Raw genomic sequence first — 24,093 nt, forward strand, 5'->3', positions numbered from 1 at the left:
GAGATGACATTTCTGCGTATACAACTTTTTGAGTGTTGTAACAAATGCGATCGCCCTTACTGCAAGTCTACTCAACAGTTACTGATTTTGCTAAATTTCGTGGTTGATCGACGTCTAAGCCGCGACGTGCTGCAATATGATACGCCAATAGTTGTAAAGGAATCACGCTAATTATTGGTGAAAGTAATTCTTCCACCGCTGGTACAGGAATCAAGTCATCAAAGGTTTCCGCTGCTTCGGAATCGTCCATTGAAGTCACTCCAACTAAACGCGAGTCACGCGCTTTGGCTTCTTGCGCATTAGATAAAACCTTCTCGTAAACACTACCAGGCATCGCGATCGCCACTACAGGCACTTTAGCATCGAGTAACGCGATCGGACCGTGTTTAAGTTCTCCCGCAGGATAACCTTCTGCATGAATGTAGCTGATTTCTTTTAACTTCAGCGCCGCTTCTAAAGCGATCGGGAAATTAATACCGCGTCCAACAAAAATAAAGTCTTGCGTGTCGTTAAACTGATGCGTCAACTCTTGAATATAACGTTCTTGGCTTTCTAAGATTAATTCAATTTGCGCGGGTAATTGACGTATCCCTGCCAGAATTTCTTGCAGACGCTGTGGCGATAGTGTTTTGCGGCGAAATCCCAAATCTAACGCTAAGCAGTAAAACGCCAACAACTGAGAAATGAAACTCTTCGTTGCTGCTACACCGATTTCTATTCCTGCGTGCGTATCAATCAAGTAAGGCGCGATTGTTGCAATCGAACTATCGAGGCGGTTAGTAATTCCTAATAATCTAACTTGGTACTCTGGCGGTGCATCTTTACGGCGTTCTTTTTCCATCGCCAATGCGGCGAGAGTATCAGCGGTTTCTCCCGATTGGGTAACGCCAATCATGAGTGTATTGGCGGTTAAAGGTGGTGGTGCGTAGCGAAATTCCGAGGAATATTGCACCATTGTGGGAATTCCTGCTAGTTGTTCGAGTAAGTACTTCCCAATTAAACTCGCGTGCCAACTTGTACCACAAGCAACGATTTGAACTTGCTCTAGGTTGGCGTATAGTTGCTCTGGTAGATTAAGTTTGATCGGTGTTTCTGTCGCGTCTGGGTTCCAATCGTGTTTGAGGTAAGCTTCGATAAATGTTCTGACAACTCCAGGTTGCTCGTAGATTTCCTTGAGCATGAAGTGTCGGAATCCTTGTTTTTCTACCATGACTGGATTCCAGTTAAGCGTACGAGGGTGTTTTTTCAGGCGATCGCCTGAAAAATTATACACTTCTACACCCAAAGGTGTTAACTTCGCCACCTCTCCATTTTCTAGCGTCAATACTGCACGCGTATGCGGTACTAAAGCGGGAGTATCCGAGGCGCAGAAAAATTCTCCTTGCCCAAAGCCAATTGCCAGCGGTGCTTGTTGGCGGGCGATGATGAGTTCATCAGGGTAGTCAGCAGAAATGACGGCGATCGCAAACGCTCCTTCGAGTTTGTTTACCGTTTGTCTAACGGCTTCTAGCAGCGGTGAAGTGTGGGGATTTTGCGACGATAGATTGTCTTTGAGAAATTGTGCAATGAGGTGCGGTATAACTTCAGTATCAGTTTCTGAGCGAAACTCATGTCCTAGTTCTTTAAGTTCTTCGCGTAACTCGCGGTAGTTTTCAATGATACCATTTTGCACAACTGCTACACGCCTTGCCATATCCATGTGCGGATGGGCATTGTATTCTTCTGGTTTTCCATGCGTTGCCCAACGCGTGTGTCCAATGCCAATTTGTGCAGGGTTCTCGATTTGTTCTAACTTTTCGCGCAGGTTGTGGAGTTTGCCTTTAGCGCGGACACAATGAATCTCACCTTCAAAGACTGTGGCAATTCCTGCGGAATCGTAGCCCCGATACTCTAGTTTTTCTAGCCCAGCAAGTAAAATTTCTGTAGCTGCTTGAGTGCCAATATAGCCAACAATTCCGCACATTCTACAACACCACTCTTCTTTAAATGCTCTGCCTCTCAAAAGTACATAACGATTTTTAAATCGTCAAGAATTGAATTCTTCATCAAATAGAATTTTTGACCTTACCACAGAAGTATTGTGGTTGGTTCTACCTTGAGAAAGAAAAAGGGGAATCAAATTTCCCCTACCTTTGACTTGAATTGAATTATGAAAATCAAGTAAAAGACGCTCTGTATTGCGATGTTTACTATGGAATTTGATTTCGTCCACAGAGAAATTCAAGGGAACTTCTCAATAGGCGAGACCCATACTCCGTGTCGTTTCAGCATTACTGAGATAAACTCGAATGCTTAAGAAGTCGGTAGGACACGCAGTTTCACACCGCTTGCAACCTACACAATCTTCAGTTCGCGGAGATGCAGCAATCTGACCAGCTTTGCAGCCGTCCCAGGGAACCATTTCCAACACGTCTGTTGGACAGGCACGAACGCATTGAGTGCAGCCAATGCAGGTATCGTAAATTTTGACGCTATGAGACATTGAATAAAGGCTCCAAACGAGTCGTTTTTTCTTACAAACTCATAATCAACGCATAGTTTACCGCACAGAGGAAGTCGCTTTCAGCAAAAGGCTACAGAACTTTAAATTCTGTAATAGAAAGGGGTCAGAGGTCATACCATGTCACTTTGAATTTACTACAAATAGGCAGCTTCAGGAGCCTGCGCCGTGCAGGAGGTCGGTTGCGTGCGGAGGTGTCCTCCGTTGAGCAAACCGACTGTAGGGTTCCCCCCGTTGAGGCGACTGGCGTGGGCAGAGGGGCTTCAGGTGCAGAGGAGAAATGATTTGTCGTTTTTATTTGGTGAAATGGTATCAGGGGTCGGGAATCAGGGAATTCTCGCAGCGAAAGTATATGTTGGTAGTGCCAGAATTCTTCATACCATTACCTATTACCCATTACCAGCCTTAATTAGATAACTTGCCTAGCCATTATGACGCAATTAATATTTAAGTCGTTTTTGGCGGTAGTTGGCGACAGATTCGACAATGCCGATCGCAATGAAGTTGGTGAGTAATGCAGATCGTCCGTAACTCAACCACGGTAGAGGAATTCCCGTGACAGGTGCAAGACCAATCGTCATCGCAATATTAACGATCGCCTGAAAAACGATCATCGATAACACACCAATCGCCAATAAAGAGCCAAAGTTGTCTTTAGCAGTTTGTGCAATAACGACTAAGCGCAAACAAATTAACCAAAAGACAAACAACACCGCTAAACCACCGACAAAGCCGAGTTCTTCGCCAATCGCCGAGAAAATAAAATCGGTGTGTTGTTCTGGGACGAAGTTAAGCTGCGTTTGCGTTCCTTGATATAAACCTTGTCCCCACAATTCACCTGCGCCGATCGCAATTCGCGATTGAATGAGATGATACCCGCCGCCAAGCGGATCTTTTTCTGGATTGAGGAACAAAATCAAGCGATTTTTTTGGTAGTCTTGCAACAATCCCCAAAGAATGAACCCTAATTGACCGGCGGCAAAATTGACAGCGATCGCACCTAGCGCCCCTAACCATCGCCAAGGTAAAGTTCGCCATGCAATAAAACTCATTGTTGCAGTCCAGGCAAACCACGCGGGTAAATAAATGTTAAATAAAATAACAGCAATAATTGGAGAAACAAGTAAGATCAACCAACCAGGGTTAGCATTTCCCCAATAAAGCATTCCTAACGTAATTGCACCGAAAACCAGCGATGTGCCTAAATCAGGTTGAATAAATACTAACAACCAAGGAACCGCAGTCACAGCTAAAGCTCGAATAACGGATGGAATGGTTGCGGCGCTGCGTGAGTGCAACAGTGCGGCTAAGGTGATAATGACGCCAATTTTGGCAAATTCTGACGGCTGGACATTAAAGCCACCAATACTGATCCAACGCTGCGCACCTTTAGCGGTCGTACCGATGAAAATGACAATCAGGAGCGAGACGTTCGTCAGTGTATAAATGACCCAGTGCCATTGAATCAGGTTTTCGTAGCGACAACGCGCGATGAATAATGCTAGCACAAGACCAATACCACCAATAAGCCAGTGCTGCCACCAATCGGTCAAGCCCTGATTCAATTCAGCGCTGCGAATCATTATTCCACCAAACACAGTTAAACCGACAACGGCAATTAGTAATATCCAATCGACTTGTTGCCATGGTGCTAGTAGATATTTCCAGCGTAGGGATGATAAGATTCGCAACATGAGAAGAGGGCAGAGGTCAGGGTTTAGAGGTTAGGGACTTGAGTAAGTTGATCGGGTAGGAGTGTTAACTTCTGACTCACGTTTCCTTATCTCTAAGTTAAAGCTGCGACAGAGACTTTACCAGCAATATTGAGGGCGATCGCTTTTAAGGCTTTGGCAGAGGCAGAATCAGGGTCTGCAACCACAATTGGGACGCCGCGATCGCCACCTTGACGTAGAGATATTTCTAGCGGTACGCATCCGAGTAATGGTACGCCAAGTTCCGCAGCAGTTTTTTCGCCACCACCCGAACCAAAAATGTCATACTGCTTATCTGGCATATCTGGGGGGATGAAGTAACTCATATTCTCGACAATGCCCAATACAGGAACTTGCATTTGCTGAAACATCCGCAAGCCTTTACGCGAATCAAGTAGCGCTACAGTTTGTGGTGTCGTGACAATGACTGCACCCGCCATAGGAACTGCTTGCGTCAGCGTTAATTGTGCATCGCCTGTCCCTGGAGGCATATCAACAATGAGATAATCTAAATCTCCCCACTCAACTTGATACAAAAATTGGCGAATAATGCCATTCAGCATTGGTCCGCGCCAAATTACAGGTTGATCGCGATCAATCAAAAATCCCATCGATACTAATTTCACGCCATGATTGAACGCAGGTTCTAGTACCTCACCTTGTTTACCTTGCCGTACCATAACTTGACTGTCCCCAAGTCCTAGCATCGTTGGTGCATTCGGTCCATAAATATCGGCATCGAGTAACCCAACTTTTGCTCCTGTTTGGGCAAGTGCAACCGCGACATTCACAGCAACAGTACTTTTTCCGACTCCTCCTTTACCACTAGAGACTGCCAAAATATTTTTGACACCAGCAATTCCAGCACGGTCAGGTAAACTTTTTTGTTGTGGTGTTTCGGCGGTTACATCGACAGCAACATCGGTTACACCTGGTAATTGTTTAACGGCTTTCTGACAGTCTTCTACGATGAATTCTCGCAACGGACAAGCTGGAGTCGTTAACACTAAGGTGAAGCTGACCTTGCCATCGTCAATCTTAACGTTGCGAATCATGTTCAGTTCCACCAAGCTTTTGCGAAGTTCGGGATCTTGTACGGGGCGCAAAACTTCTAAAACAGAACTGGAGTTGAGTATTTCTGACATGGTTGGTTCACTCTCAAGCAAGGCGCAACTGTGGCAAAAAAATTGCCTCCTGCCTAAATCTTAACGGGCAAGTGCTGTCCTGAGTGAGCGACTATAGACGAGAAGCGCGAGACGACAACCGATAGATAAGGCACGTTGTCAGGATTTAGGATAGGTGATTTAATTTATTGATAGTTAGCTTTGATAGAGCTTATGTTTTTTAGCTTGGCAAGTACATTTGCGTTAGCTTAAAAATCAAAACATCTGTCATTTAGAGGCTTCGGTTCGGTTGAGAGTGCAGTGTTTGCTGCTTGTTCCGCCGCCGCTGCTAAAGCCGCCGCAACTTTTGCCGCACGAGGTCGAATTAAAGACCAGATCAAAGGTGACAACCACCCATTTAATGTCACTGAGTAGGAAACACAAGTACCGCACACCGTTGACTCTACACGGTAAATGACGCGTTCTTCTATTCCTGGAATTGATAACACGCGCACGCTCATCATTTCTCCAGGATGCACGCGTTCGACAAAAAGCCGAATCGGAATTGGACCTAAGCGCGTCACTGCTTGGAAAATTAAACCTGGTTTGGGTATTAATCCGTTCGGAACATTGGTGCTAGTAAGCAAAGGATGCCAAGAAACATCTGCCAAATTGACGACTTTTTGCCAAAGTTCATCCACCGAGGCTGAACTGATTTCTCGATATGTTCGTACCAAAGAACATTGAAACCGACGACCTCTGCGGTGAATAATTTTGGACAAGCAGCCTAGCATCTTTCTAATCCTCCTGTCTGTAGCGTGCCAAAACTGAATTTGTTTGTTGGCGATCGCTACCGAGTTTGAGCGCTCAGTGTAGCCTATTTTTTTAGCCTACTTCGCTAAAATCTAGTACGTTTGTTGCAAAATTTCAATTCCTGCTATCTTTAAGGATTGTTACTACATTCTTCGAGCAATTTATTTGTCAAACTGCCAGATAATATTCAGTTTTTGTCTTCCCCCAAATGATAGAAATTGATGAAAGTCACGAGGAGTCAATTAAGTGTCGTCAGAATGTAGGCAATCATGACTATCGGCGACAACAGCTAGTAAACTAACATCACAATCAGAATCTGGAAAGAATTGTTGCATTTTAAAATTGAAGGTACACAACAAGGCACAATTGTTATTTGTGCCATAGTTGATCAATGTAATAGCAAACACTTTTATTGACTCAGCCTGACACAAGTCTGGAAATATTGCTTTTAAGAAATTTAAGTTGACTTATGACGACTGCTTTAAATCCTCAGATGACTTCCTCCCAATCGCCACCACCAGAAGATGCTAAAGTTCGAGTTAAGCAGCTGATGCAGAATCTGCAAGATAAAATCTGTCAGGAATTAGAGCAACTCGACGGTGTCGGTAAGTTTCGCCAAGATGCTTGGGAACGCGAAGAAGGTGGCGGCGGGCGATCGCGTGTGATGCGCGATGGCGCAGTTTTTGAACAAGGCGGAGTTAATTTTTCTGAGGTTTGGGGAACGCATTTACCCCCCTCGATTTTGGCGCAGCGTCCCGAAGCAGCTGGACATAGATGGTTTGCAACAGGAACTTCGTTAGTTTTGCATCCGCGCAATCCTTATATTCCAACGGTTCACTTAAACTATCGTTACTTTGAAGCAGGACCGGTTTGGTGGTTTGGCGGTGGTGCAGACTTAACGCCTTACTACCCGTTTGCAGAAGATGCAGCACATTTTCATACCACACTCAAGCAAGCCTGCGACGCACATCACAAAGAGTATTATCCAACCTTTAAGCGCTGGTGTGACGAATATTTTTACCTCAAGCATCGTCAAGAAACTCGTGGCGTCGGTGGTATATTTTTTGACTACCAAGACGGTCAAGGACAGTTGTATCGCGGTCCTTTGCCCGATGGTGCAGCAGCAGCATATAGTAACTCGCTAGGCGATTTACCACAACGCAATTGGGAAGATTTGTTTGCTTTTGCACGTGATTGCGGTGATGCTTTCTTACCAGCATATGCACCAATTGTCAAGCGCCGGAAAGACATAGAGTACGGCGATCGCGAACGTAATTTTCAGCTATATCGTCGCGGTCGGTATGTCGAGTTTAATTTAGTTTACGACCGAGGCACGATTTTCGGTCTACAAACGAACGGACGCACCGAGTCAATTTTGATGTCACTACCGCCCTTGGTACGCTGGGAATACTGCTACGAACCCGAACCGAATACGCCCGAAGCAAAGTTGTATGAAACATTCTTAAAGCCTCAAGATTGGGCAAATTGGAGAGGTTAGAAAGCAGCAGGTAGGTAGTAGCGTTGTAGGGTATTAATGAGCAATAATAATCAAATCTCGCCCACACTCCCACACTCCTAACCCCTAATTTTCCGAAAACGATAGGGACCGAGAATCGCTCCCCAGGTGGCTTTACCTGTTGTGGAGTCGATTCCTTTGTCGTAGCTTAAAAATTCTTCAGGAGAGGCTTCAAAGCCGATGGAGACTTGTACAGTGTTGCCCGCGTAGGCAAAACAGCAGCGGCGATCGCTTGGTAAAGTAGCTTTAAAATGATAATCGCGTTCGAGTTGGTTGACGGTGACATCAAGAAGACAGCCTGGAAGTAACTCAAAGTCTTCGGGTGTCAGCGTTTTGAGAATATCGGGGTTAGCACCCGCACCACGCAGCGCAGTAGGATTTTTAGGCATATAATACTGTACTTGCAGTGCAACGTCGTCAGGGCGCTGTTGGAGGCGGATCAGGCGCTGTCGATAAGGTTGATCGAGTTTGACAATATTTGCTTGTTCGGCAAACAGCGTAAAACTATCTTCGGTAAATAGCGCTACGGGTTGATGCCAAAGACGCAGGTGAACGTACCAAGCAGGTTCAGCGATCGCTTGTTCTTGATTCGTAAACTCCCCAGTTAGATACTGCGCTAGCGCCTTTAGCTGCGATGATAAAGTCATAATTCTGGATAAGTAAGAGAAAATAAACGTGATTGGGCAGTAGTCAATGGTGAACCACTAACTCCTAACCACTAACCACATTTAACTGCGACGCAATTACCGATGGTTCAAGATTACGCCCAATAAAAACTAATTTGGTTTGCTGCGGTTCTTCTGGTTGCCACATCCGGTCATAAAATTGTTCAAAGCGTCCGCCGACTCCTTGTAATACGAGACGCATTGGCTTATTTGGTACAGCGACAAAGCCTTTAATGCGATAAATTTCTTGTTCTTGCGCTAAGGTTTGCAGTTGCTTTTGGAGTTTTTGCGGATCGAAGCTACGGTTGAGAACTAAATGTGTCGAGGTAATTTCGTCGTCGTGGTCGTGGTCTTCTTCAGTATCATGGTGGCTAGGACGTGCGGCTAAGTCGTCTTCTACAGCAGCATTGAATCCGAGGAGAATATCAGTGTCGAGTTGTCCGTTTGTGGATGCGACGATTTTGACGACTCTTGGTAATTCCTGTTGTACTAAGTTAATAATTTCTGCCTGAGTTGCGCTATCGACTAAATCTGTTTTGTTTAAAACGACTAAATCCGCACACGCGAGTTGATCTTCAAATAATTCTTGTAAGGGTGTTTCGTGTTCTAAGTTGGGATCGGCTTGGCGATCGCGTTCAACAGCTTCAGGATCGCTGGCAAAAGTTCCAGCGGCGACGGCGGCACAATCGACTACAGTAATAACGGCATCGACAGTCGCAGCATTACGAATTTCGTGCCAACGAAAGGCTTTTACAAGGGGCTTGGGGAGGGCTAAACCCGAAGTTTCGATCAATATACAGTCAATGCTGTCACGCCGCTGTAATAGCTGCTGCATCGTCGGTAAAAACTCTTCTTGCACCGTACAGCACAAGCAACCATTCGTAAGTTCAACGATATTATCTGTACTGTCACCATCTTCAGGACAGATTTGACAAGATTTGAGTAACTCACCATCAATTCCTAATTCGCCAAATTCGTTGACGAGAACCGCGATGCGTCTACCGTGGTTGTTTTGTAATAAGTTGCGAATGAGTGTCGTTTTACCGCTACCAAGAAAGCCAGTGACGATCGTAACCGGAATTTTTTTAAATGCCATATTTGCTTTGAGAGACAACAGTGGGGCAATCTCCTTGCGATCGCCTGAATGCGAACATCCAAGTCATCTCAAGGGTACTGCCCCTCAAAATTATTCAACGATTATAGAGCTATTATCTCATCTACTCAGCAGTTGCCAATTCAGTGCTACCGCGCGTGCGACGGCGTGTCAGGGTGTTGAATAGCATTTGACCAATGGCTTTGATCAAGTTACCTTCTAACTCATTAAACAGCTTCATATTCAACCCAAAAGCTGCATTGGCTTCATCAACAATGCGATCGGCCGTTGCTTCATCGATGGGTAGTTCGTTCAATGCTTGACGGTAAGTGGCTTTGAAAGCTTTTTCGTCAGGAATATCTTTAAATTCGTAGAAAGCGACACCTTGTCCCTCAGATAAGTTCATTGCGCGTTGGGCAATGTTTTTCAGAATTTGTCCGCCAGAGAGATCGCCAATATAACGCGTGTACGAGTGCGCGATTAATAGTTCTGGTGCGGTATTCGAGATTTCGCGAATGCGGTTAACGTAAGTTTTGCCGACGGGAGTCAGTTCAACTTGCTCTCTCCAGTTAGGACCATAGTAGTAGCTCAAGTCTTGTTCTAAGCTGCGTTGTCTATTAAGTTGTTTGAAATAAATTTTTGATACGATTGGGTGCTGCTGATGGCGCTCCATTTCTTCTTCCATCGCCGAGTAGACAAAGTAGAAATTGCCGACTAGCTTACGGTACGAATTTTTTTCAACGACTCCTTTGAGAAAGCACTTCACAAAACCAACGTTTTCAGCCATTGTATGGGCTTTTTTTGTACCCTCGCGCAATTTTGTTGCTAAATTACTGCTCATGCTAAAATTCCCAATCTAAATTTTTACTGCTGAAGTATCAAAAACGGCAAATTAGAGCCACTAAATCGTTACAGTAAAACGATTTGCTTAAGATTTGTGTTAAAAATTCTGAAGCTGTCGCCGAAATCGTCCGCTTGGCGATTGAAGTTATTGTGTATTTCAGGCAGTAAGCGGTTAACAATTAGCAATTAGTTTACTACTTTTTCTTGAGGTTATATAACCTGAAGAGTAGGAAAGACAAGGCTTTGAAAATCTACACGCAAGCTTTAATAACAGTGGTTCTTCGAGTTATTACGATTTTTTACAAATCCACGAACTTTACAAAGTTTTTTAACATATTGGCGCGTGCGACAACACCAAGGCAATAGACTTCCTGTATGAATCACGAATGCCCTACGACTCGCTTCAGGGCTACTCAAACGAAGTTGACGAGCGCACACTATAAGCATATAGATTTGAGAGGGTAAGGTATGCCTCACCCTTAGTCCACGAAGGTGGACAGGGTTTATTTAGGTGCGAATTTATTCGCAATTCTTTTCTTGTAAGAAGGCGATCGCGTGTAGCACAGCGCCCCACGCAATAACGAATGAATATACTACAAGATTATTGCTGTCCACTTCAGTGGGTTTGTATAGCAATAGAAGCAGAACTATTACCATCTTTTATGCCTGACCCCTGCTATAACGTTGCGCTTTAACGTTTTACAATTGGGTACCCTCAGGTGCAGGGGAGAATAAATAACTTTGTAGCTAACTTGGCAATTTTACCATCTCTCGCACGTTACCACGAATAGAGTCTACCGCTTGTGTAAAGCAGCCGTCTTGCTTATGGACAATCATCGGCATTCCGTATTTGGGTGCCATCACAATCAGCCCTGTGCGGTCGATTTTCGTCTGGGGAATGCATTGCAGACGAAATTGCTGTAAAAGCATTGCTAGCACAATTTTGATTTCCATCATTGCGAACGCCGCGCCAATGCAAGTACGCGATCCAGCGCTAAAGGGATTGTATTCAAACGCAGTAGGAGCGATTTTTTGCCAGCGATCGGGATTAAATACTTCTGGCTCAGAATACACTTCGGGCATATGGTGGGTTTGGTAAATGCTTACAAACACCTCAGTCCCCGCAGGCAAGGTATAGCCGCCTAACTCAGTTGTCGTTGAAGTAACACGTCCATTCCAAGGTACGGGTGGCAGTATCCGCATACTTTCTTTAATAACGCGCTCTAGCAAAGGTAACTGCTGCAATTGCTCCACCGTCGGTGCTTCACCTTTGAGCTTACCTGCTAACTCATCATAAAGGTCAGCAGCCACCTGTGGATGTTGCGAGAGCAGAAATAGCGTCCAAGTTAAAGCATTAGAGCTAGTTTCGTGACCAGCGGCAAAGAGTACACCTGTGTGACCAAGCAGTTCATCCTCATTAAGAACCGTACCGCTTTCTTCGTCTCGCGCTTGGATTAACATCGACAATACGTCTCGCTCTGCACTGTTAGTACTGCGCTTGTGCTGGATAATAGCACGCATTTCATCATCGAGTTGAGCCATAAGGTTAAGCAAGCGGTGGTAGGGAAACCCAGGGAGATCGAAAGGCAGTAAAACAACCTTGGGAGTTCCTAGCAGGGCCAAAACATCTTGCAAAAGTCTTCCAGTACCGCCACCACTGCCAATATCCTCACCAAATAACGTTTTAGTTGCAACTCGCAGCGTCAGCAGTCGCATTATTTCGGCAATATCACACGGCACTTCCACGGGCAACTGCTTCAAGACAGATTGCGTAATGTCAACGATATCGTCTCGGTAAGACTCGATGCGCTGTTTATGAAAGGCAGGCATCATAAGTTGGCGATGCTGGCGGTGTTGATTGCTATTGACTCCAAACAGCCCAACACCAAAATGCTTGAGGGGTTCTGTACGCTTTGAGGAGTTTCGCCTCCGGTACATTCTGCCTGATAAGGGATACTTGTAGTAAATTTCGTGCCGAGTTGCTACCTGTTGCACAAATTCTGACCCGTAGACGCAAACCGTACCAGGGCAGTCAGGGAGGGGAGAGTAAACGTTTGTACCGCCACCATCGGCAAGCGAGACAATTGAACCGTAAGTTTCAAACAACTGACGCGTGTAGCCAACCGAGTCTTTAGCAAAATGAAATACATTGGCTGCGCGTCCCAAGAATTTGGACGGCTGAGGACCAGGAACTTTGAGAACGCGATTATCTGTAACCATTGTCATCGATATCCCTTGCGCTGATGACATTTACTAAATATATAATCAATCGCAACTTCCTTTTTTAGGAAAAGGTTCGCTGGCGCTTATTGAAGTGGCTTTAAATTGATAATTGCCTAAGTCAAAACTTTTACCAGCAATTTGATGTCGTAGCATAAGCTATCTCATGTATTTCTCAAAATGCTTCCTCATTTAATTGACACAAGGTAACTGTACGCGATACATCATGAATCAATGGTCGCGTAAGCCTTTTGTAATGCAAAGTTTTTTAAATTTTCGGTTTTATTGGCATGAGGAGGAATGGAGATGGATGGTAGCTTGATCGTATCCAACATCCTGAATCCACCTGTCTTGTTTTTCTTCTTGGGAATGACCGCTGTTCTCGTTAAGTCGGATTTAGAAATTCCCGCCCCTGTTCCTAAACTCCTCTCGCTGTATCTGCTGCTGGCGATTGGATTTAAGGGAGGCGTAGAACTGGCGAAAAGTGGAATTACGCAAGCGGTCGTCCTGACGATGTTTGCCGCAATTTTGATGGCGTGTTTTGTGCCAATTTATACCTTCTTCATTCTGAAGTTGAAGTTGGATCATTACGATGCAGCTGCGATCGCCGCCACGTATGGCTCGATTAGTGCAGTCACCTTCATTACCGCCAGTGCCTTTCTCACAGAACTCGGCATTGATTTTGATGGTTACATGGTCGCCGCCCTCGCGCTGATGGAATCTCCAGCGATCATTATTGGTCTTATCTTAGTCAATCTCTCCACAACAGATAGCAATCGCGAAGTTGCTTGGTCAGAAGTATTGCAAGAGGCGTTCCTCAATAGTTCCGTCTTTCTCCTCGTTGGCAGTTTACTGATTGGCATCTTGACAGGGGAACATGGTTGGCAAGTGATGGAACCTTTTACTCAAGGAATGTTCTATGGCGTTCTCGCCTTCTTTTTGCTGGATATGGGACTCGTTGCGGCGCGCCGAATTAAAGACTTGCAAAAAACGGGAGTTTTCCTCATCCTATTTGCCATCCTGATTCCTATACTCAACGCAGCTATTGGTTTATCTATCGCTAAGTTTATTGGGATGCCGCAAGGCGATGCGCTCTTGTTTGCAGTGCTGTGTGCTAGCGCTTCGTATATTGCGGTTCCAGCAGCGATGCGGCTAACGGTTCCCGAAGCTAATCCCAGCCTTTATGTTTCTACTGCTTTAGCCGTCACATTCCCGTTCAATATCATTGTCGGTATTCCGCTTTATCTGTACGGAATTGAACTGTTATGGAGATAATTATATGCACCTTGTCAAAAGAATCGAAATTATTGCGAACTCGTTTGAGCTTGGCAAAATTTTAGAAGGTTTAGACAAAGCAGGCGTTCACGGTCATGCTGTGATTCGCAATGTTGCCGGAAAAGGATTGCGCGAAGGCGAAGATCTCGACATGACGATGCTTGACAATGTGTACATTATCGCATTTTGTAAGCCGGAACTGCTCAAACCCGTCGTTGAAAATATTAGACCTATACTCAATAAATTTGGGGGAACCTGCTACATCACCGATGCGATGGAAATTCGCTCGGTAAAATGCGTTGCCTCGATGTAAGAAACATGAAATCAATAAAGCATTCTATCCAACGCCGTGACTTCTTGCGCTTAGGAACAGTTGGTTTACTCGTAACGGCGAATGATATCTTCTGGCACATTAAACCCGCGCAAGCTGCGGAACCAATTCTGCAATCACTCGATCCCAATACCGCTTTGCAAAAGCTAATTGAGGGGAATTTGCGCTTTGCCGAACACCACCCAGAATATCCGGATCAATCACTAGCCCGATTGCAGGAAGTTGCACAAGCCCAACACCCTTTTGCAACGATTTTGAGTTGTGCTGATTCGCGCGTACCTGCCGAGATTATTTTCGATCAAGGCATTGGCGATATCTTTGATGTCCGCATTGCAGGAAATATTGCCACGCCTGAGGCGATCGGTAGTATTGAGTATGCAGTTGTCTTGTTAGGTACTCCTGTATTGATGGTATTAGGTCACGAGCGCTGTGGTGCGGTTACTGCTGCGGTGAAAAATCAAGTGTTACCTGGTGAGATTGGTAGCTTTGTCAAGGCAATTTTGCCAGCAGTCGATCGAGTTAAGGAACAACCAGGCGATGCGGTTGATAATGCTGTAGTTGCGAATGTGCAATATCAGATTGAAACACTCAAGCGATCGCCACTCTTAAGCGAACGGTTGCGATCGGGCAAATTGAAAATAGTTGGCGGTCGCTACGATTTAGATACGGGAAAAGTCATCATCATCACCGATAACTCTTCTCCGCCTGACCTCTGCTATAGTTCACTTAATTCTCTTCTACCGGACGAATAATAGGTGTTGCAGGTGTGATTTCTGGTTGGAAAATGGCATCGAGTGCTTGTTGCAGTGTTTCTGCCATTACAATGCGGTTTTCGTAGGCAACAATCACTCGCACAAATGTCGGTAAACTGTTTTGTTCTGCCTCTAAATAAAGCGGTTCTACGTACAACAAAGAGTCCTCAATTGGAATAACTAATAGATTTCCTTGAATTACGCGCGAACCTTGACGATTCCATAACGTAATTTCCTGTGAAATCACAGGATCTTGATTAATTCTTGCTTCGACTTGCTCTGGTCCATAAACTAAAAGTTGTTTCGGAAACTCATACAATAACAGCCTACCGTACTGTTCGCCATCGGAACGCGCAGCTAACCAACCGATTAAGTTGGGACGTAATACAGGGTTAAATGGAATAAGTAGAATAAATTCCTCGGTTTCTTCGGTGGGAATGCGCGTAATTAAAAAATACGGTTGGACTGGTTGCGGTTCGGTACCATAAATTTCTGTGGGAATTCGCCACAAATCTTCGCGGTTATAAAAGACTTGCGTATCGGTCATGTGATACGTTAACAGATGCTCAGACTGCGTACTAAATAGATCGATTGGGTAACGAATATGACTGCGTAAAGCCGCTGGCATTGCCTCAAGTGGTTTTAAGACCCCAGGAAAAATTGCTGATATTGTGTTAATAACCGGATCGGTAGGATCGGCAATATAAAAATCTACTGAGCCGTTATAAGCATCAATGACAACTTTGACTGAGTTGCGAATGTAGTTAAAATCATCTACACCAGGATCGGAATACGGATAGCGATCGCTTGTTGTATACGCATCTATAATCCAATATAAATAAGTATTCTCTCCTTGTAATGTTGTATTTCCGCCATCTGCTGCGACTAAATACGGATCTCTGTCGTACCGCAAAAACGGGGCGATCGCTTGGACGCGATTTCGGATATTACGCCGAAAGAGCAATCTTGTTTGCGGTGTAAAATCCTGCGTCAGCAGCATCTGCCAATCTTTAAGATATTGCGCAAATAATAGCCGTCGCCAAAATGCGCCAATATTAATCCCCCCGCGTCCGTCATACGTGGTGTAAACGTTTTCATTGCCACTCGGATAATCTAATTCCTGGACGCGCGTACCCGTCATGATGTAATTGTTCGTAATTTCCCCGTAATAGATGCGTGGTTGTCCGATGGGAATACTCGCGCGAATTTGTTCATTTGCGACCTGTAAGGCACTATCTTCGTCTGCGCCTGTATCAACGCCAATATTTTGAATAAAGTAGTCTGGCAAGCCTCCAGGCGCTACAGTATTGACTGGACTTAAGGTAAAGCCGTAGCCGTGGGTGTAGACGAGGTGTTGGTTGACCCAAGTTTGTGCTTGTTGGGGAATAGCGTTATAGTCGAGTTCGCGAGCCGCAATGATCGTTTGGCGGCGTTCGGTTGTTTCGCCAGGAACCGTGCTGAGGAGCGTATAACGGTCAATATCTGCATTCGGAAAGCTGTAATACGTGCGAATTTGCTGTAACTGACGATTCGTTTCGAGTAACGGGCGTGTATCCCACAAGCGGATATTGCGAATTGTGAGATCGTTTTCTTGTAAGTCAGCGGCGGTTAGCGTTGGTTGCGGGTTAAAGGTTTCTGCTTCAATTCTGGTTAAGTCAAAAGCTTGACGCGTATAAGCAATACTGCGTTGAATGAAGGGCGTTTCGCGTGCGAGTTCGTTAGGTTCGACGACTAACCGTTGTACAATCGTGGGGACGGTGTAGGTGGCGATCGCAATCACGGTGACGTACAAAATCGCGCCAGCAATAAACGAACCACCAAGGCGCAAAGGACGCCAGGGAGAACGCCTATCGGTGGAGAAAATGGCTTGCCAAACTAAGATGAGTGAAATTGCGGCTGAGCCAAGGCTGAGCGCGGTGTAAACTGGGTAATCAACGGTGACGTCTGTAAAGCTAGCACCGTAGGTAGCACCACGGGTAGAGTAGAGCAATCCGTAGCGTCCTAACCAATAATGCAGTGCGATCGCTGCACAAACTAAACTTCCTAGAATGTCTAAATGGCGAATTTGCGCTAGGGAAAATCCAGGGAATTTACCTTGACTCAGCGTATTGCCAGCGAGTAGGTAAGTTAAAGTAACTGCAACTAAACCATACAGCGATAATCCTAAAATCCAAAATCGCAAGAGTTCCCAGACTGGTAGCGAAAACACATAAAAGCTAATATCGCGCTCGAATACCGGATCGACTCCATTAAAACTGGTGGGATAAAAGTATTTCAAAACTGTATCCCAACGCTGCGCAGCGACTAGGGCAATACTCAAACTCATGGCGAGGGCGATCGCTCTTAACCAAAAATACGGACCTGCTAAAATTGCTGTACTCAAACCTCCTAAACCCAAAGCCAGGGTCAATCCTACAATGACAACAACTTGCCAATAGGGAATAGGAAATGGCAGTGATTGCCCAATTTGTTGGAAAAAATGAACAACAGGCAACCATGACTGTAACTGCAAAACAGGTGGAAAGCGCAATTGAGGCTGCCAAATACTCAATACTTCATACAAGTAGTACCCTAATATGAATCCCACCAACACGCACAACAACAGGATAAGAGTGAGTAGCCAGCGCAACCCGAAGCTTTTTGGTGTTGGGTCGCGATCTCTCCTCGTTGTTTGAGTAATTTCGTACTTGGAAGACTTAAGACGTTGCGCGATCGCTAAATTGCCAAACAAAAACGCCATCGAAGGAAAAAAAGCCAGCGCCCACAATCCTATCTGCGTCCGCAACCGAATGAGAAAAACGGGTAAATAACCGACTTCCTGAAACCACAACCACTCGCCAATAAACCGCGTGACGAGTTCAATAACTATCCACACGCCTATTAAGATTGCCAGTGGCGAAAAAATGCGGTTCCCGAAAGTTTTAGACATAGTTAGAGATCGGGTATCAGAGGCTAGAGGCTAGGGAATAACAAATGTTTACTCAGGTTTTTGAGTAAGCGAGGCTTCAATTGCAAATTCGTGAAACTCGATTAAACTCTGACCCCCGATCTCTGACCTCTGACCCCTAGCTAAATTGTTCTTCTACATCTAGATTAAACAACATTTGCAGCGTTTGCATACAGCGCTTGCGGGCTTCGATATCTTGCTGCGATCGCAGTTGTACCATCGGATCGTGAAGGATTTTGTTCACAATTCCCCGTGTTAATGCTTCGATCACTTCTTGATGTTTTTCGGCAAACTCTGAACCAAGCCGCGATAACGCCTTTTCTAATTCTTGTTCGCGAATTGTTTCTACTTTGTCGCGCAAACAGCTAATTGTCGTGACAGTATCGAGCGATCGCCACCACACCTCAAATGCAGTCACTTCTTCTTCTAAGAGTTTTTCGGCTTCCATTGCCATGCGACGGCGGCTTTCATGATTTTGCGCGACAACGGCTTTCAAGTCATCGACGTTAAAGGCTTGCACAAAGGATAATTCATTCACATCCGCATGAACGTTACGCGGAACCGAAATATCAAATAACATTAACGAGCGACTTGGCTCTAACGCCGCTTCTAGCTTGGCGCGATCTAATAGGGGTTCTGTCGCTGCGGTACTTGTAAATACCAAGTCTGACATTGCCATCACTGACATCATTTCGGACATCGAGTGTAACTGCAAGTCAATTTGGCGAAACTGATTTGCTAACTCTTCGGCGCGTTGTCGCGAGCGATTGATAATACAAATTTGGGCTGCGCCTTTGGCAATGAGATGCTGTACCAGTAAGCGCGACATCTTACCCGCGCCAATAATCATCACCCGACAAGCGGCGAGATTTTGAACTTTTAGCTGTGCTAATTCGACCGCAGCCGAACTAATTGACACTGCGCCTGTTCCAATACTTGTTTCTGTCCGGACGCGTTTCCCAGCCGTGAGGGCTTGTTTAAATAGTTTGTTAAGAATTAATTTAATGCCGTTGTATTGCTGTCCTAGCTTGTGCGTTTGCTTCACTTGTGCTAAAATCTGTCCTTCACCTAACACCAAGCTATCCAATCCGGCAGCGACGCGCATCAAGTGCATGACGGCATCTTCATGGAGAAAGATAAATAAATGTTGCCGCAAGCTTGACGCAGGTAATTTACTATGCTCTGCCAAAAATTGGGCAACTTCTTGAATACCCTGCTGTGTTTCCCGCGCGACAATATAAATTTCCAGGCGGTTGCACGTGCTGAGAATCGCAACTTCTTCAATATGAGGGTATGTCAAGAGATGCGCGATCGCGCTTTCGGTTTGTGATTCGGGAATACTTAGCTTTTCTCTAACTTCGACTGGGGCTGTTTTATGACTGAGTCCCACTACCGCAATATTCATTCTTATTGCCCGCTGGATACCCTACCTTGGCGAGATAGAGAGGAAAGCGGGGCGGGGTTTACCGCTTTCCTATTTCCTAAACAAAATTTTTATACTAGGTGCTTGCTCATGAACGATGTCGCAAGCGGAGGATTGAATTTGCTTTTTAACCAACTGCATTGACTGCGGTGGGTTAGCGTAAATTTAATACAAGTACGAGGCAATCCCGTTATAGATTTATATTTTACGGGATTAGGACGTATCCCATTGCCTCACACTTTACGGCTTATCGCAGTTGTAGCGCCTTTGGTTCTTCAAACATATGGATTGTATCCACAAAGCGCGCGGTTCGAGACTGGCTAGAGATGACCAAACTCTGAGTTCTCGCGCCTCCCTTGAAGAATCGGACACCTTCCATTAAAGTTCCTGGAGTAATGCCACAAGCCGCAAATAAGACCGTGCTACCAGAAGCTAACTCTTCAGCATTGTAGACTTTATCTGGGTCGTTAATGCCCATTTCAGTAAGTCGTGCTATGTTGCTTTCTTTGCTTTCACCGATCAAACCTGTTTTCACTACTTCTGGATCGTAGATCAGTTGACCTTGGAAGTGTCCACCCAAACACCGCAAAGCAGCAGCCGAAATCACGCCTTCGGGAGCCGCACCAATTCCCATCAACGCATGAACGTTTGTTCCTGAAAAGGCACAAGAAATTGCCGCCGAAACGTCACCATCACTGATCAGGCGGACTCGCGCACCCGCTTGACGAATTTCCTGAATCAACTCTTTGTGGCGGGGGCGATCCATGACAACTACGACTAATTCTTCAATCGCACGATTTAAGCACTCAGAAAGAATCTTCAGGTTTTCGGTAGCCGATTTATTGATATCAACATGACCGCGTGCTAAAGGTGGCGCAGCCAGTTTTTTCATGTAAAAGTCAGGCGCAGCAAACAAACCACCTTTTTCGGAGATTGCCAGTACCGCCATCGAGCCGTTTTGTCCATAGGCGACTAAGTTTGTACCTTCGCAAGGGTCAACCGCGATATCGATTTCGACTAACTCATCTGGGTTGCAGTAGTCTTTGGCATCTTCACGGGTACAGATGCCGACTTCTTCCCCAATGTAAAGCATCGGAGCATCATCGCGCTCGCCTTCACCGATAACGATGCGACCCCGCATATAGATTTTGTTCATTCGCTCGCGCATTGCTTCGACAGCAACTTGGTCAGCGGTGTTTTTTTCGCCTTTGCCCATCCAGCGCGCACTGGCGATCGCAGCTTGTTCGACAACTTCAATAATTTCTAACCCTAAAGTGTTTTCCACTAACTTTTTCCTCCCAACTGCTGGCTACAACTACTGTTTTTTCGAGCGATTCCAGTTCTCAAGTCTACCAAAGGGAGGATACCTATGCCGATAGGTGTTAGCAGAGTTGGTGTTAAGTTTTGCTGCTTAATGACAACCGACAAGGCGCTAGAAGCGGGTATTTAGGACGTTTTTCTATTAATTTTTCAAGCTGCAAATTTCGCTGTAACTCTTTGCTTTGTGCTGTTTTCTAAGTTGATCTAAGCTAGTAGTTAGCATAAATAGCTGAATAATAACCTTTCAGCTTTTTCTTTGTATTTCTGACTCCTGACCCCCGATTCCTGACCTCTCATTATGTTTGACCTCAATTCACTTCTCAATCGCCATCCTGAGCGAGTTAAAGCCAATGTAGAAATTTACACTTGGCAAACCTGTCCGTATTGCATTCGTGCCAAACTGCTGTTGTGGTGGAAAGGTGTCAATTTTACGGAATACAAAATTGATGGCGATACAGCTGCTAGAAATCAGATGGCACAACGCGCAAATGGGCGACGCACAGTGCCGCAAATTTTTATCAACAATCAGCACGTCGGCGGGTGTGATGACTTGTATCAGCTAAACGCGCAAGGACAGTTGGACGCGTTGTTAGCTCAACCAGCAGCAGTTTAAATCGTGAACTCAACGCCACTCATTGACCATCCAGAATATCTCAGACATCGCCAATGGATGAATAGCGCGATCGCGCTTGCGCAAGCAGCAGGTGAAGCGAATGAAGTTCCTGTAGGCGCGGTAATTGTTGACTCTCAAGGCAATATTATTGCGAGTGCAGAAAATCGCCGAGAAAGAGACAAAGACCCTACAGCCCATGCAGAAATTCTGGCTTTACGCCAAGCTGGTCAAGTCTTACAAAATTGGTATCTCAGCAACTGCACGCTTTATGTCACCTTAGAACCCTGCCCAATGTGCGCAGGCGCAATTATCCAAGCTCGACTGAAATTATTAGTTTATGGCGCAGACGATCCCAAAACTGGGGCAATTCGTACAGTGGCTAATATTCCCGATAGTGCTTGCTCGTATCACCGCGTCACAGTCATTGGCGGTATTCTCGAATCAGCTTGTCGCGCCCAACTCCAAGCATGGTTTGCCACGCAGCGACAACTGAAACAGCACGGAAAAGCCAAGAGAGACGAAGAGTTATGAGTCTGGTGGCGTCAAAAACATTTATTTAATTCAAAACTCACGCATAATGTCATCCGACACGCTGTGCTTTCTAAGACTCAAAACTCATCACTCGCTCCTCATGACGCTACTAAAAGTGTCCTGGAAACACAAGACATTTTGCGATAGAAAAATTACGGTGGAAGAAGAAATGTTTTTGCCACGATTGTTGCTTGCCTTTACTAGCCACCGTTATGATTCAGCTCGACTCTCCTCCGTTTGTTGTTGTAGGTTCATTGGAAACACGCATGAAAACCAAGGTGGCTCCTCCTACTTCTCCTAATACATCTCGTGTTTCACCTTGGTTGGCTCAGCTTGTCTACCCGTTGGGAACTTATATTGTCTTACCGTTTTTCTTTAGCAAGCTTGAAGTCATCGGACAAGAAAACTTACCTCCCACAGGACCCGTAATTCTTGCGCCTACACATCGCTCGCGTTGGGATGCTTTACTTGTCCCTTACGCGACAGGCAGAATGGTCACGGGAAGAGACTTACGCTTTATGGTATCCGCAGATGAAGTGCGAGGAGTCCAAGGGTGGTTTATCCGTCGTTTGGGAGGATTTGCGATCGATACGAAGCATCCGGCGATTTCGACGCTGCGTCATGGAGTCGAGCTACTGCAAGCAGGAGAAATGATGGTGATTTTTCCAGAGGGCAATATTTTCCGTGATGGTACGGTTCACCCTCTCAAGCCAGGGTTAGCACGTATTGCTTTGAGTGCAGAATCGAGTCAGCCTGGATTAGGAATCAAAATCGTCCCGATCAATCTGTCTTACAGTCAGCCTTACCCTCGCTGGGGCTGCGAAGTGAAGATTCGCATCGGTTCTCCGATATCAGTTGCAGATTACAACACAGGCTCAATCAAACAAAATGCTAAAGCGCTGACAACAGACTTAGAAGCCGCACTTAATGCTCTGAACGCTCACGAGGCAGAATTACCGACAGTACGAGCGTCAGAAGTCAAAAACAACGATTCGATTTCTGATGATTCGATCGCTAGTTTTTAGAAAAATTATGAATTAATTTATATTAAAAATACGCTTTGATTCGCTTTGGGGCTACCAAACACAGTATGCACGGCAGCCCACCAAGATATTGAGTTTTTGGGCGCTACGTGCGATCGCATTTATGTAAAAGCTTTCAAGTCTTCTTCAAACTTGCGAGAGTTTATACTTTTAAAAAAGTTACGACAAGCTCTCATTGTACGCTCTCCCCTGCGCTAGAAAACTCCCAACCTACTTTCTAAGCCTTGATTTTGCCAGACAGCTAAAGGGAACCAATTTGGTGTAGGTTAAGTCTAAGCCAAGGAACTTTGGGAACTGCCGCTGGTTTGGTGAAAGACTCAATCGGAGTTAAGATACCCGAAGTTTGAATTACTTTTGTGTTTTCTCAAACGTAACTAATAACTCCATGATTTCTGCTATAACTGTTCGTTTCTTCCGCCACACCTGCCTGACTTTTCTTCCGGTTATGGCAGCCTTTAGCTTTTTACCACCAGTAAATGCTCAAACACCTACGCCAAATCTGCCGAACACCCCTAATCAAGCACAGCCAATCGACCCAAGTAATCCAAATGTACTGCGTCCTACACCGCAAAACAATACATTATTGAGTACGGCAGCAGGGCAGCGCCTAATGACTGAAGCTAGCAATGCGGTAGCATCTCAAAACTATACGCTAGCAACGCAAAAATTGCAGGAAGCACGCGAAGTTTTTAACCAAATGTCTAATTTTTACCAGGAACTTGCCGCTAGTTTCTCTGGAATTGATAACCGTGTTGCGGATAGTCAACGCAAAAAAGCTTTAGAAACTGCTCAGATGCGTGATGATGCGACTTATCAGCTAGCACTTGTTCATCGCGCGCAAAATCGCTCTGAATTAGCAGTACCGCTGTTAGTACAGATTATTCGCAGCCAGAATCCTACCCGCGACTTAGGCAAGAAAGCTTATCAACAGTTGTTTGAGCTAGGATTTGTAGACACACCTTTTCCTAGAACTGGTGCGACACCGACTCCGCCAAATACTTCGCAAAGCAATCAACGCTAATCTACTTTCGCAGCGAAACAGTTAAATTAAATAAAGAGAGTTGAGTAGTCTTTATAGAGATTGCAATGATAAGCCCCCAACAGGTTGAGGAAATGATTAGGTCGCAAATACCAGATGCCCAGGTTCAGGTGCAAGACTTGACGGGCGGTGGCGATCACTATCAAGTGACGGTGGTTTCGTCTCAATTTGAGAATAAGGGACTAGTGCAACAACATCAATTGGTATATGGTGCTTTACGGCAAGCCATGTCCTCAGAAGCTATTCATGCCCTAGCACTAAAAACTTACACTCCTCAAGCTTGGCAGGCAGTTGGTTGAGTTGTATCAGTAGGGTTTGTGAACCCTAGCAGCATGGTAAACCTTAGCATGAGTA

22 protein-coding genes are annotated in these 24,093 nt (G+C 45.3%); 10 read left to right on the forward strand and 12 right to left on the reverse strand.

The genetic code is table 11. From position 1 onward, the window contains the following. Positions 1–67: 67 nt before the first annotated feature. Positions 68–1,963 (reverse strand): glutamine--fructose-6-phosphate transaminase (isomerizing), encoded by a 1,896-nt coding sequence (gene glmS / locus GLO7428_RS15850; protein WP_015189584.1) that lies wholly within the window; start codon positions 1,961–1,963, stop codon positions 68–70. Positions 1,964–2,233: 270 nt separating this feature from the next. Further along, complete coding sequence (psaC, locus tag GLO7428_RS26800; RefSeq protein ID WP_015189585.1) at positions 2,234–2,482, reverse strand: photosystem I iron-sulfur center protein PsaC; 249 nt, start codon at positions 2,480–2,482, stop codon at positions 2,234–2,236. A gap of 186 nt (positions 2,483–2,668) precedes the next feature. Here psaC and GLO7428_RS28560 point away from each other — a divergent pair, with 186 nt between their 5' ends. Then, positions 2,669–2,917 carry a hypothetical protein gene (locus tag GLO7428_RS28560; RefSeq protein WP_015189586.1) on the forward strand — a complete coding sequence of 83 codons (249 nt, stop codon included), beginning with the start codon at positions 2,669–2,671 and terminating at the stop codon, positions 2,915–2,917. A gap of 23 nt (positions 2,918–2,940) precedes the next feature. Here the strand turns inward: GLO7428_RS28560 and rodA are convergent, their stop codons facing one another. From rodA to GLO7428_RS15865, 3 genes are all read right to left on the reverse strand, one after another. After that, entirely contained in the window at positions 2,941–4,194 is a 1,254-nt protein-coding gene (rodA, locus tag GLO7428_RS15855) for a rod shape-determining protein RodA (RefSeq protein ID WP_015189587.1), read from the reverse strand. Between the two features lie 92 nt (positions 4,195–4,286). Beyond that, a complete protein-coding gene (locus tag GLO7428_RS15860; protein WP_015189588.1) occupies positions 4,287–5,357 on the reverse strand; it encodes an Mrp/NBP35 family ATP-binding protein in 1,071 nt (356 codons plus the stop codon). 227 nt (positions 5,358–5,584) lie between these two features. Continuing rightward, complete coding sequence (locus tag GLO7428_RS15865) at positions 5,585–6,109, reverse strand: hypothetical protein (protein WP_015189589.1); 525 nt, start codon at positions 6,107–6,109, stop codon at positions 5,585–5,587. Positions 6,110–6,597: 488 nt separating this feature from the next. Here GLO7428_RS15865 and hemF point away from each other — a divergent pair, with 488 nt between their 5' ends. Next, the gene (gene hemF / locus GLO7428_RS15870; RefSeq protein ID WP_015189590.1) at positions 6,598–7,626 is read left to right on the forward strand and encodes an oxygen-dependent coproporphyrinogen oxidase; all 1,029 of its coding nucleotides are present in this window, start codon (positions 6,598–6,600) and stop codon (positions 7,624–7,626) included. 77 nt (positions 7,627–7,703) lie between these two features. Here the strand turns inward: hemF and GLO7428_RS15875 are convergent, their stop codons facing one another. The 4 genes from GLO7428_RS15875 to GLO7428_RS15890 all read right to left on the reverse strand — a co-directional run bounded on the left by GLO7428_RS15875 (position 7,704) and on the right by GLO7428_RS15890 (position 12,495). Beyond that, complete coding sequence (locus tag GLO7428_RS15875; protein WP_015189591.1) at positions 7,704–8,291, reverse strand: chromophore lyase CpcT/CpeT; 588 nt, start codon at positions 8,289–8,291, stop codon at positions 7,704–7,706. Positions 8,292–8,355: 64 nt separating this feature from the next. Continuing rightward, positions 8,356–9,405 (reverse strand): cobalamin biosynthesis protein CobW, encoded by a 1,050-nt coding sequence (gene cobW, locus GLO7428_RS15880; RefSeq protein ID WP_015189592.1) that lies wholly within the window; start codon positions 9,403–9,405, stop codon positions 8,356–8,358. A gap of 121 nt (positions 9,406–9,526) precedes the next feature. Then, on the reverse strand, positions 9,527–10,243 hold the full coding sequence (locus GLO7428_RS15885; protein ID WP_015189593.1) for a heme oxygenase (biliverdin-producing): 717 nt from the start codon (positions 10,241–10,243) through the stop codon (positions 9,527–9,529). Positions 10,244–10,992: 749 nt separating this feature from the next. Then, a complete protein-coding gene (locus GLO7428_RS15890; protein ID WP_231295495.1) occupies positions 10,993–12,495 on the reverse strand; it encodes a cytochrome P450 in 1,503 nt (500 codons plus the stop codon). Positions 12,496–12,771: 276 nt separating this feature from the next. Between GLO7428_RS15890 and GLO7428_RS15895 the strand changes: the two genes are divergently transcribed. Genes GLO7428_RS15895 through GLO7428_RS15905 form a run of 3 tightly spaced genes read left to right on the forward strand, consistent with a single transcriptional unit; the run spans position 12,772 to position 14,823 of the window. Further along, positions 12,772–13,740, forward strand: coding sequence for a sodium-dependent bicarbonate transport family permease (locus GLO7428_RS15895; protein WP_015189595.1), 969 nt, complete (start codon positions 12,772–12,774; stop codon positions 13,738–13,740). 4 nt (positions 13,741–13,744) lie between these two features. Beyond that, a complete protein-coding gene (locus GLO7428_RS15900) occupies positions 13,745–14,053 on the forward strand; it encodes a P-II family nitrogen regulator (protein ID WP_015189596.1) in 309 nt (102 codons plus the stop codon). A gap of 5 nt (positions 14,054–14,058) precedes the next feature. Beyond that, complete coding sequence (locus GLO7428_RS15905; protein WP_015189597.1) at positions 14,059–14,823, forward strand: carbonic anhydrase; 765 nt, start codon at positions 14,059–14,061, stop codon at positions 14,821–14,823. Here the strand turns inward: GLO7428_RS15905 and GLO7428_RS15910 are convergent. The 3 genes from GLO7428_RS15910 to glpX form a co-directional block, all read right to left on the reverse strand. After that, a complete protein-coding gene (locus tag GLO7428_RS15910) occupies positions 14,798–17,752 on the reverse strand; it encodes a UPF0182 family protein (RefSeq protein ID WP_015189598.1) in 2,955 nt (984 codons plus the stop codon). The two genes, GLO7428_RS15905 and GLO7428_RS15910, sit on opposite strands and share 26 nt — an antisense overlap. Positions 17,753–17,888: 136 nt before the next feature. Further along, positions 17,889–19,175: a glutamyl-tRNA reductase gene (locus GLO7428_RS15915; protein WP_015189599.1), complete on the reverse strand. Its 1,287-nt coding sequence runs from the start codon at positions 19,173–19,175 to the stop codon at positions 17,889–17,891. A 265-nt stretch (positions 19,176–19,440) separates the two neighbouring features. Then, positions 19,441–20,478 (reverse strand): class II fructose-bisphosphatase, encoded by a 1,038-nt coding sequence (gene glpX, locus GLO7428_RS15920; protein WP_015189600.1) that lies wholly within the window; start codon positions 20,476–20,478, stop codon positions 19,441–19,443. A 333-nt stretch (positions 20,479–20,811) separates the two neighbouring features. On the opposite strand from glpX, the gene grxC reads away from it, so the two are divergent. The 5 genes from grxC to GLO7428_RS15945 all read left to right on the forward strand — a co-directional run bounded on the left by grxC (position 20,812) and on the right by GLO7428_RS15945 (position 24,038). Continuing rightward, a complete protein-coding gene (gene grxC / locus GLO7428_RS15925) occupies positions 20,812–21,126 on the forward strand; it encodes a glutaredoxin 3 (RefSeq protein ID WP_015189601.1) in 315 nt (104 codons plus the stop codon). Positions 21,127–21,129: 3 nt separating this feature from the next. After that, the gene (tadA, locus tag GLO7428_RS15930) at positions 21,130–21,657 is read left to right on the forward strand and encodes a tRNA adenosine(34) deaminase TadA (protein WP_015189602.1); all 528 of its coding nucleotides are present in this window, start codon (positions 21,130–21,132) and stop codon (positions 21,655–21,657) included. Between the two features lie 266 nt (positions 21,658–21,923). Next, positions 21,924–22,682, forward strand: coding sequence for a 1-acyl-sn-glycerol-3-phosphate acyltransferase (locus GLO7428_RS15935; protein ID WP_196797619.1), 759 nt, complete (start codon positions 21,924–21,926; stop codon positions 22,680–22,682). A 463-nt stretch (positions 22,683–23,145) separates the two neighbouring features. Beyond that, a complete protein-coding gene (locus GLO7428_RS15940) occupies positions 23,146–23,721 on the forward strand; it encodes a hypothetical protein (protein ID WP_015189604.1) in 576 nt (191 codons plus the stop codon). A 65-nt stretch (positions 23,722–23,786) separates the two neighbouring features. Continuing rightward, a complete protein-coding gene (locus GLO7428_RS15945; protein WP_015189605.1) occupies positions 23,787–24,038 on the forward strand; it encodes a BolA family protein in 252 nt (83 codons plus the stop codon). The last annotated feature ends 55 nt before the right edge of the window (positions 24,039–24,093 follow it).

This window comes from Gloeocapsa sp. PCC 7428, assembly GCF_000317555.1.
In the GTDB taxonomy this organism is placed as follows: Bacteria; Cyanobacteriota; Cyanobacteriia; order Cyanobacteriales; family Chroococcidiopsidaceae; genus Chroogloeocystis.

What these genes read in the sequence shown, in the direction of transcription:
- rodA (WP_015189587.1), bottom strand. Translation starts at nt 4,194, where the DNA reads ATGTTGCGAATCTTATCATCCCTACGCTGGAAATATCTACTAGCACCA.
- GLO7428_RS15860 (WP_015189588.1), bottom strand. Translation starts at nt 5,357, where the DNA reads ATGTCAGAAATACTCAACTCCAGTTCTGTTTTAGAAGTTTTGCGCCCC.
- GLO7428_RS15885 (WP_015189593.1), bottom strand. Translation starts at nt 10,243, where the DNA reads ATGAGCAGTAATTTAGCAACAAAATTGCGCGAGGGTACAAAAAAAGCC.
- cobW (WP_015189592.1), bottom strand. Translation starts at nt 9,405, where the DNA reads ATGGCATTTAAAAAAATTCCGGTTACGATCGTCACTGGCTTTCTTGGT.
- grxC (WP_015189601.1), top strand. Translation starts at nt 20,812, where the DNA reads ATGTTTGACCTCAATTCACTTCTCAATCGCCATCCTGAGCGAGTTAAA.
- psaC (WP_015189585.1), bottom strand. Translation starts at nt 2,482, where the DNA reads ATGTCTCATAGCGTCAAAATTTACGATACCTGCATTGGCTGCACTCAA.
- GLO7428_RS15865 (WP_015189589.1), bottom strand. Translation starts at nt 6,109, where the DNA reads ATGCTAGGCTGCTTGTCCAAAATTATTCACCGCAGAGGTCGTCGGTTT.
- GLO7428_RS15875 (WP_015189591.1), bottom strand. Translation starts at nt 8,291, where the DNA reads ATGACTTTATCATCGCAGCTAAAGGCGCTAGCGCAGTATCTAACTGGG.
- GLO7428_RS15905 (WP_015189597.1), top strand. Translation starts at nt 14,059, where the DNA reads ATGAAATCAATAAAGCATTCTATCCAACGCCGTGACTTCTTGCGCTTA.
- glmS (WP_015189584.1), bottom strand. Translation starts at nt 1,963, where the DNA reads ATGTGCGGAATTGTTGGCTATATTGGCACTCAAGCAGCTACAGAAATT.
- GLO7428_RS15900 (WP_015189596.1), top strand. Translation starts at nt 13,745, where the DNA reads ATGCACCTTGTCAAAAGAATCGAAATTATTGCGAACTCGTTTGAGCTT.
- GLO7428_RS15910 (WP_015189598.1), bottom strand. Translation starts at nt 17,752, where the DNA reads ATGTCTAAAACTTTCGGGAACCGCATTTTTTCGCCACTGGCAATCTTA.
- hemF (WP_015189590.1), top strand. Translation starts at nt 6,598, where the DNA reads ATGACGACTGCTTTAAATCCTCAGATGACTTCCTCCCAATCGCCACCA.
- GLO7428_RS15945 (WP_015189605.1), top strand. Translation starts at nt 23,787, where the DNA reads ATGATAAGCCCCCAACAGGTTGAGGAAATGATTAGGTCGCAAATACCA.
- GLO7428_RS15890 (WP_231295495.1), bottom strand. Translation starts at nt 12,495, where the DNA reads ATGTCATCAGCGCAAGGGATATCGATGACAATGGTTACAGATAATCGC.
- GLO7428_RS15895 (WP_015189595.1), top strand. Translation starts at nt 12,772, where the DNA reads ATGGATGGTAGCTTGATCGTATCCAACATCCTGAATCCACCTGTCTTG.
- GLO7428_RS15915 (WP_015189599.1), bottom strand. Translation starts at nt 19,175, where the DNA reads ATGAATATTGCGGTAGTGGGACTCAGTCATAAAACAGCCCCAGTCGAA.
- GLO7428_RS15935 (WP_196797619.1), top strand. Translation starts at nt 21,924, where the DNA reads ATGAAAACCAAGGTGGCTCCTCCTACTTCTCCTAATACATCTCGTGTT.
- GLO7428_RS15940 (WP_015189604.1), top strand. Translation starts at nt 23,146, where the DNA reads ATGGCAGCCTTTAGCTTTTTACCACCAGTAAATGCTCAAACACCTACG.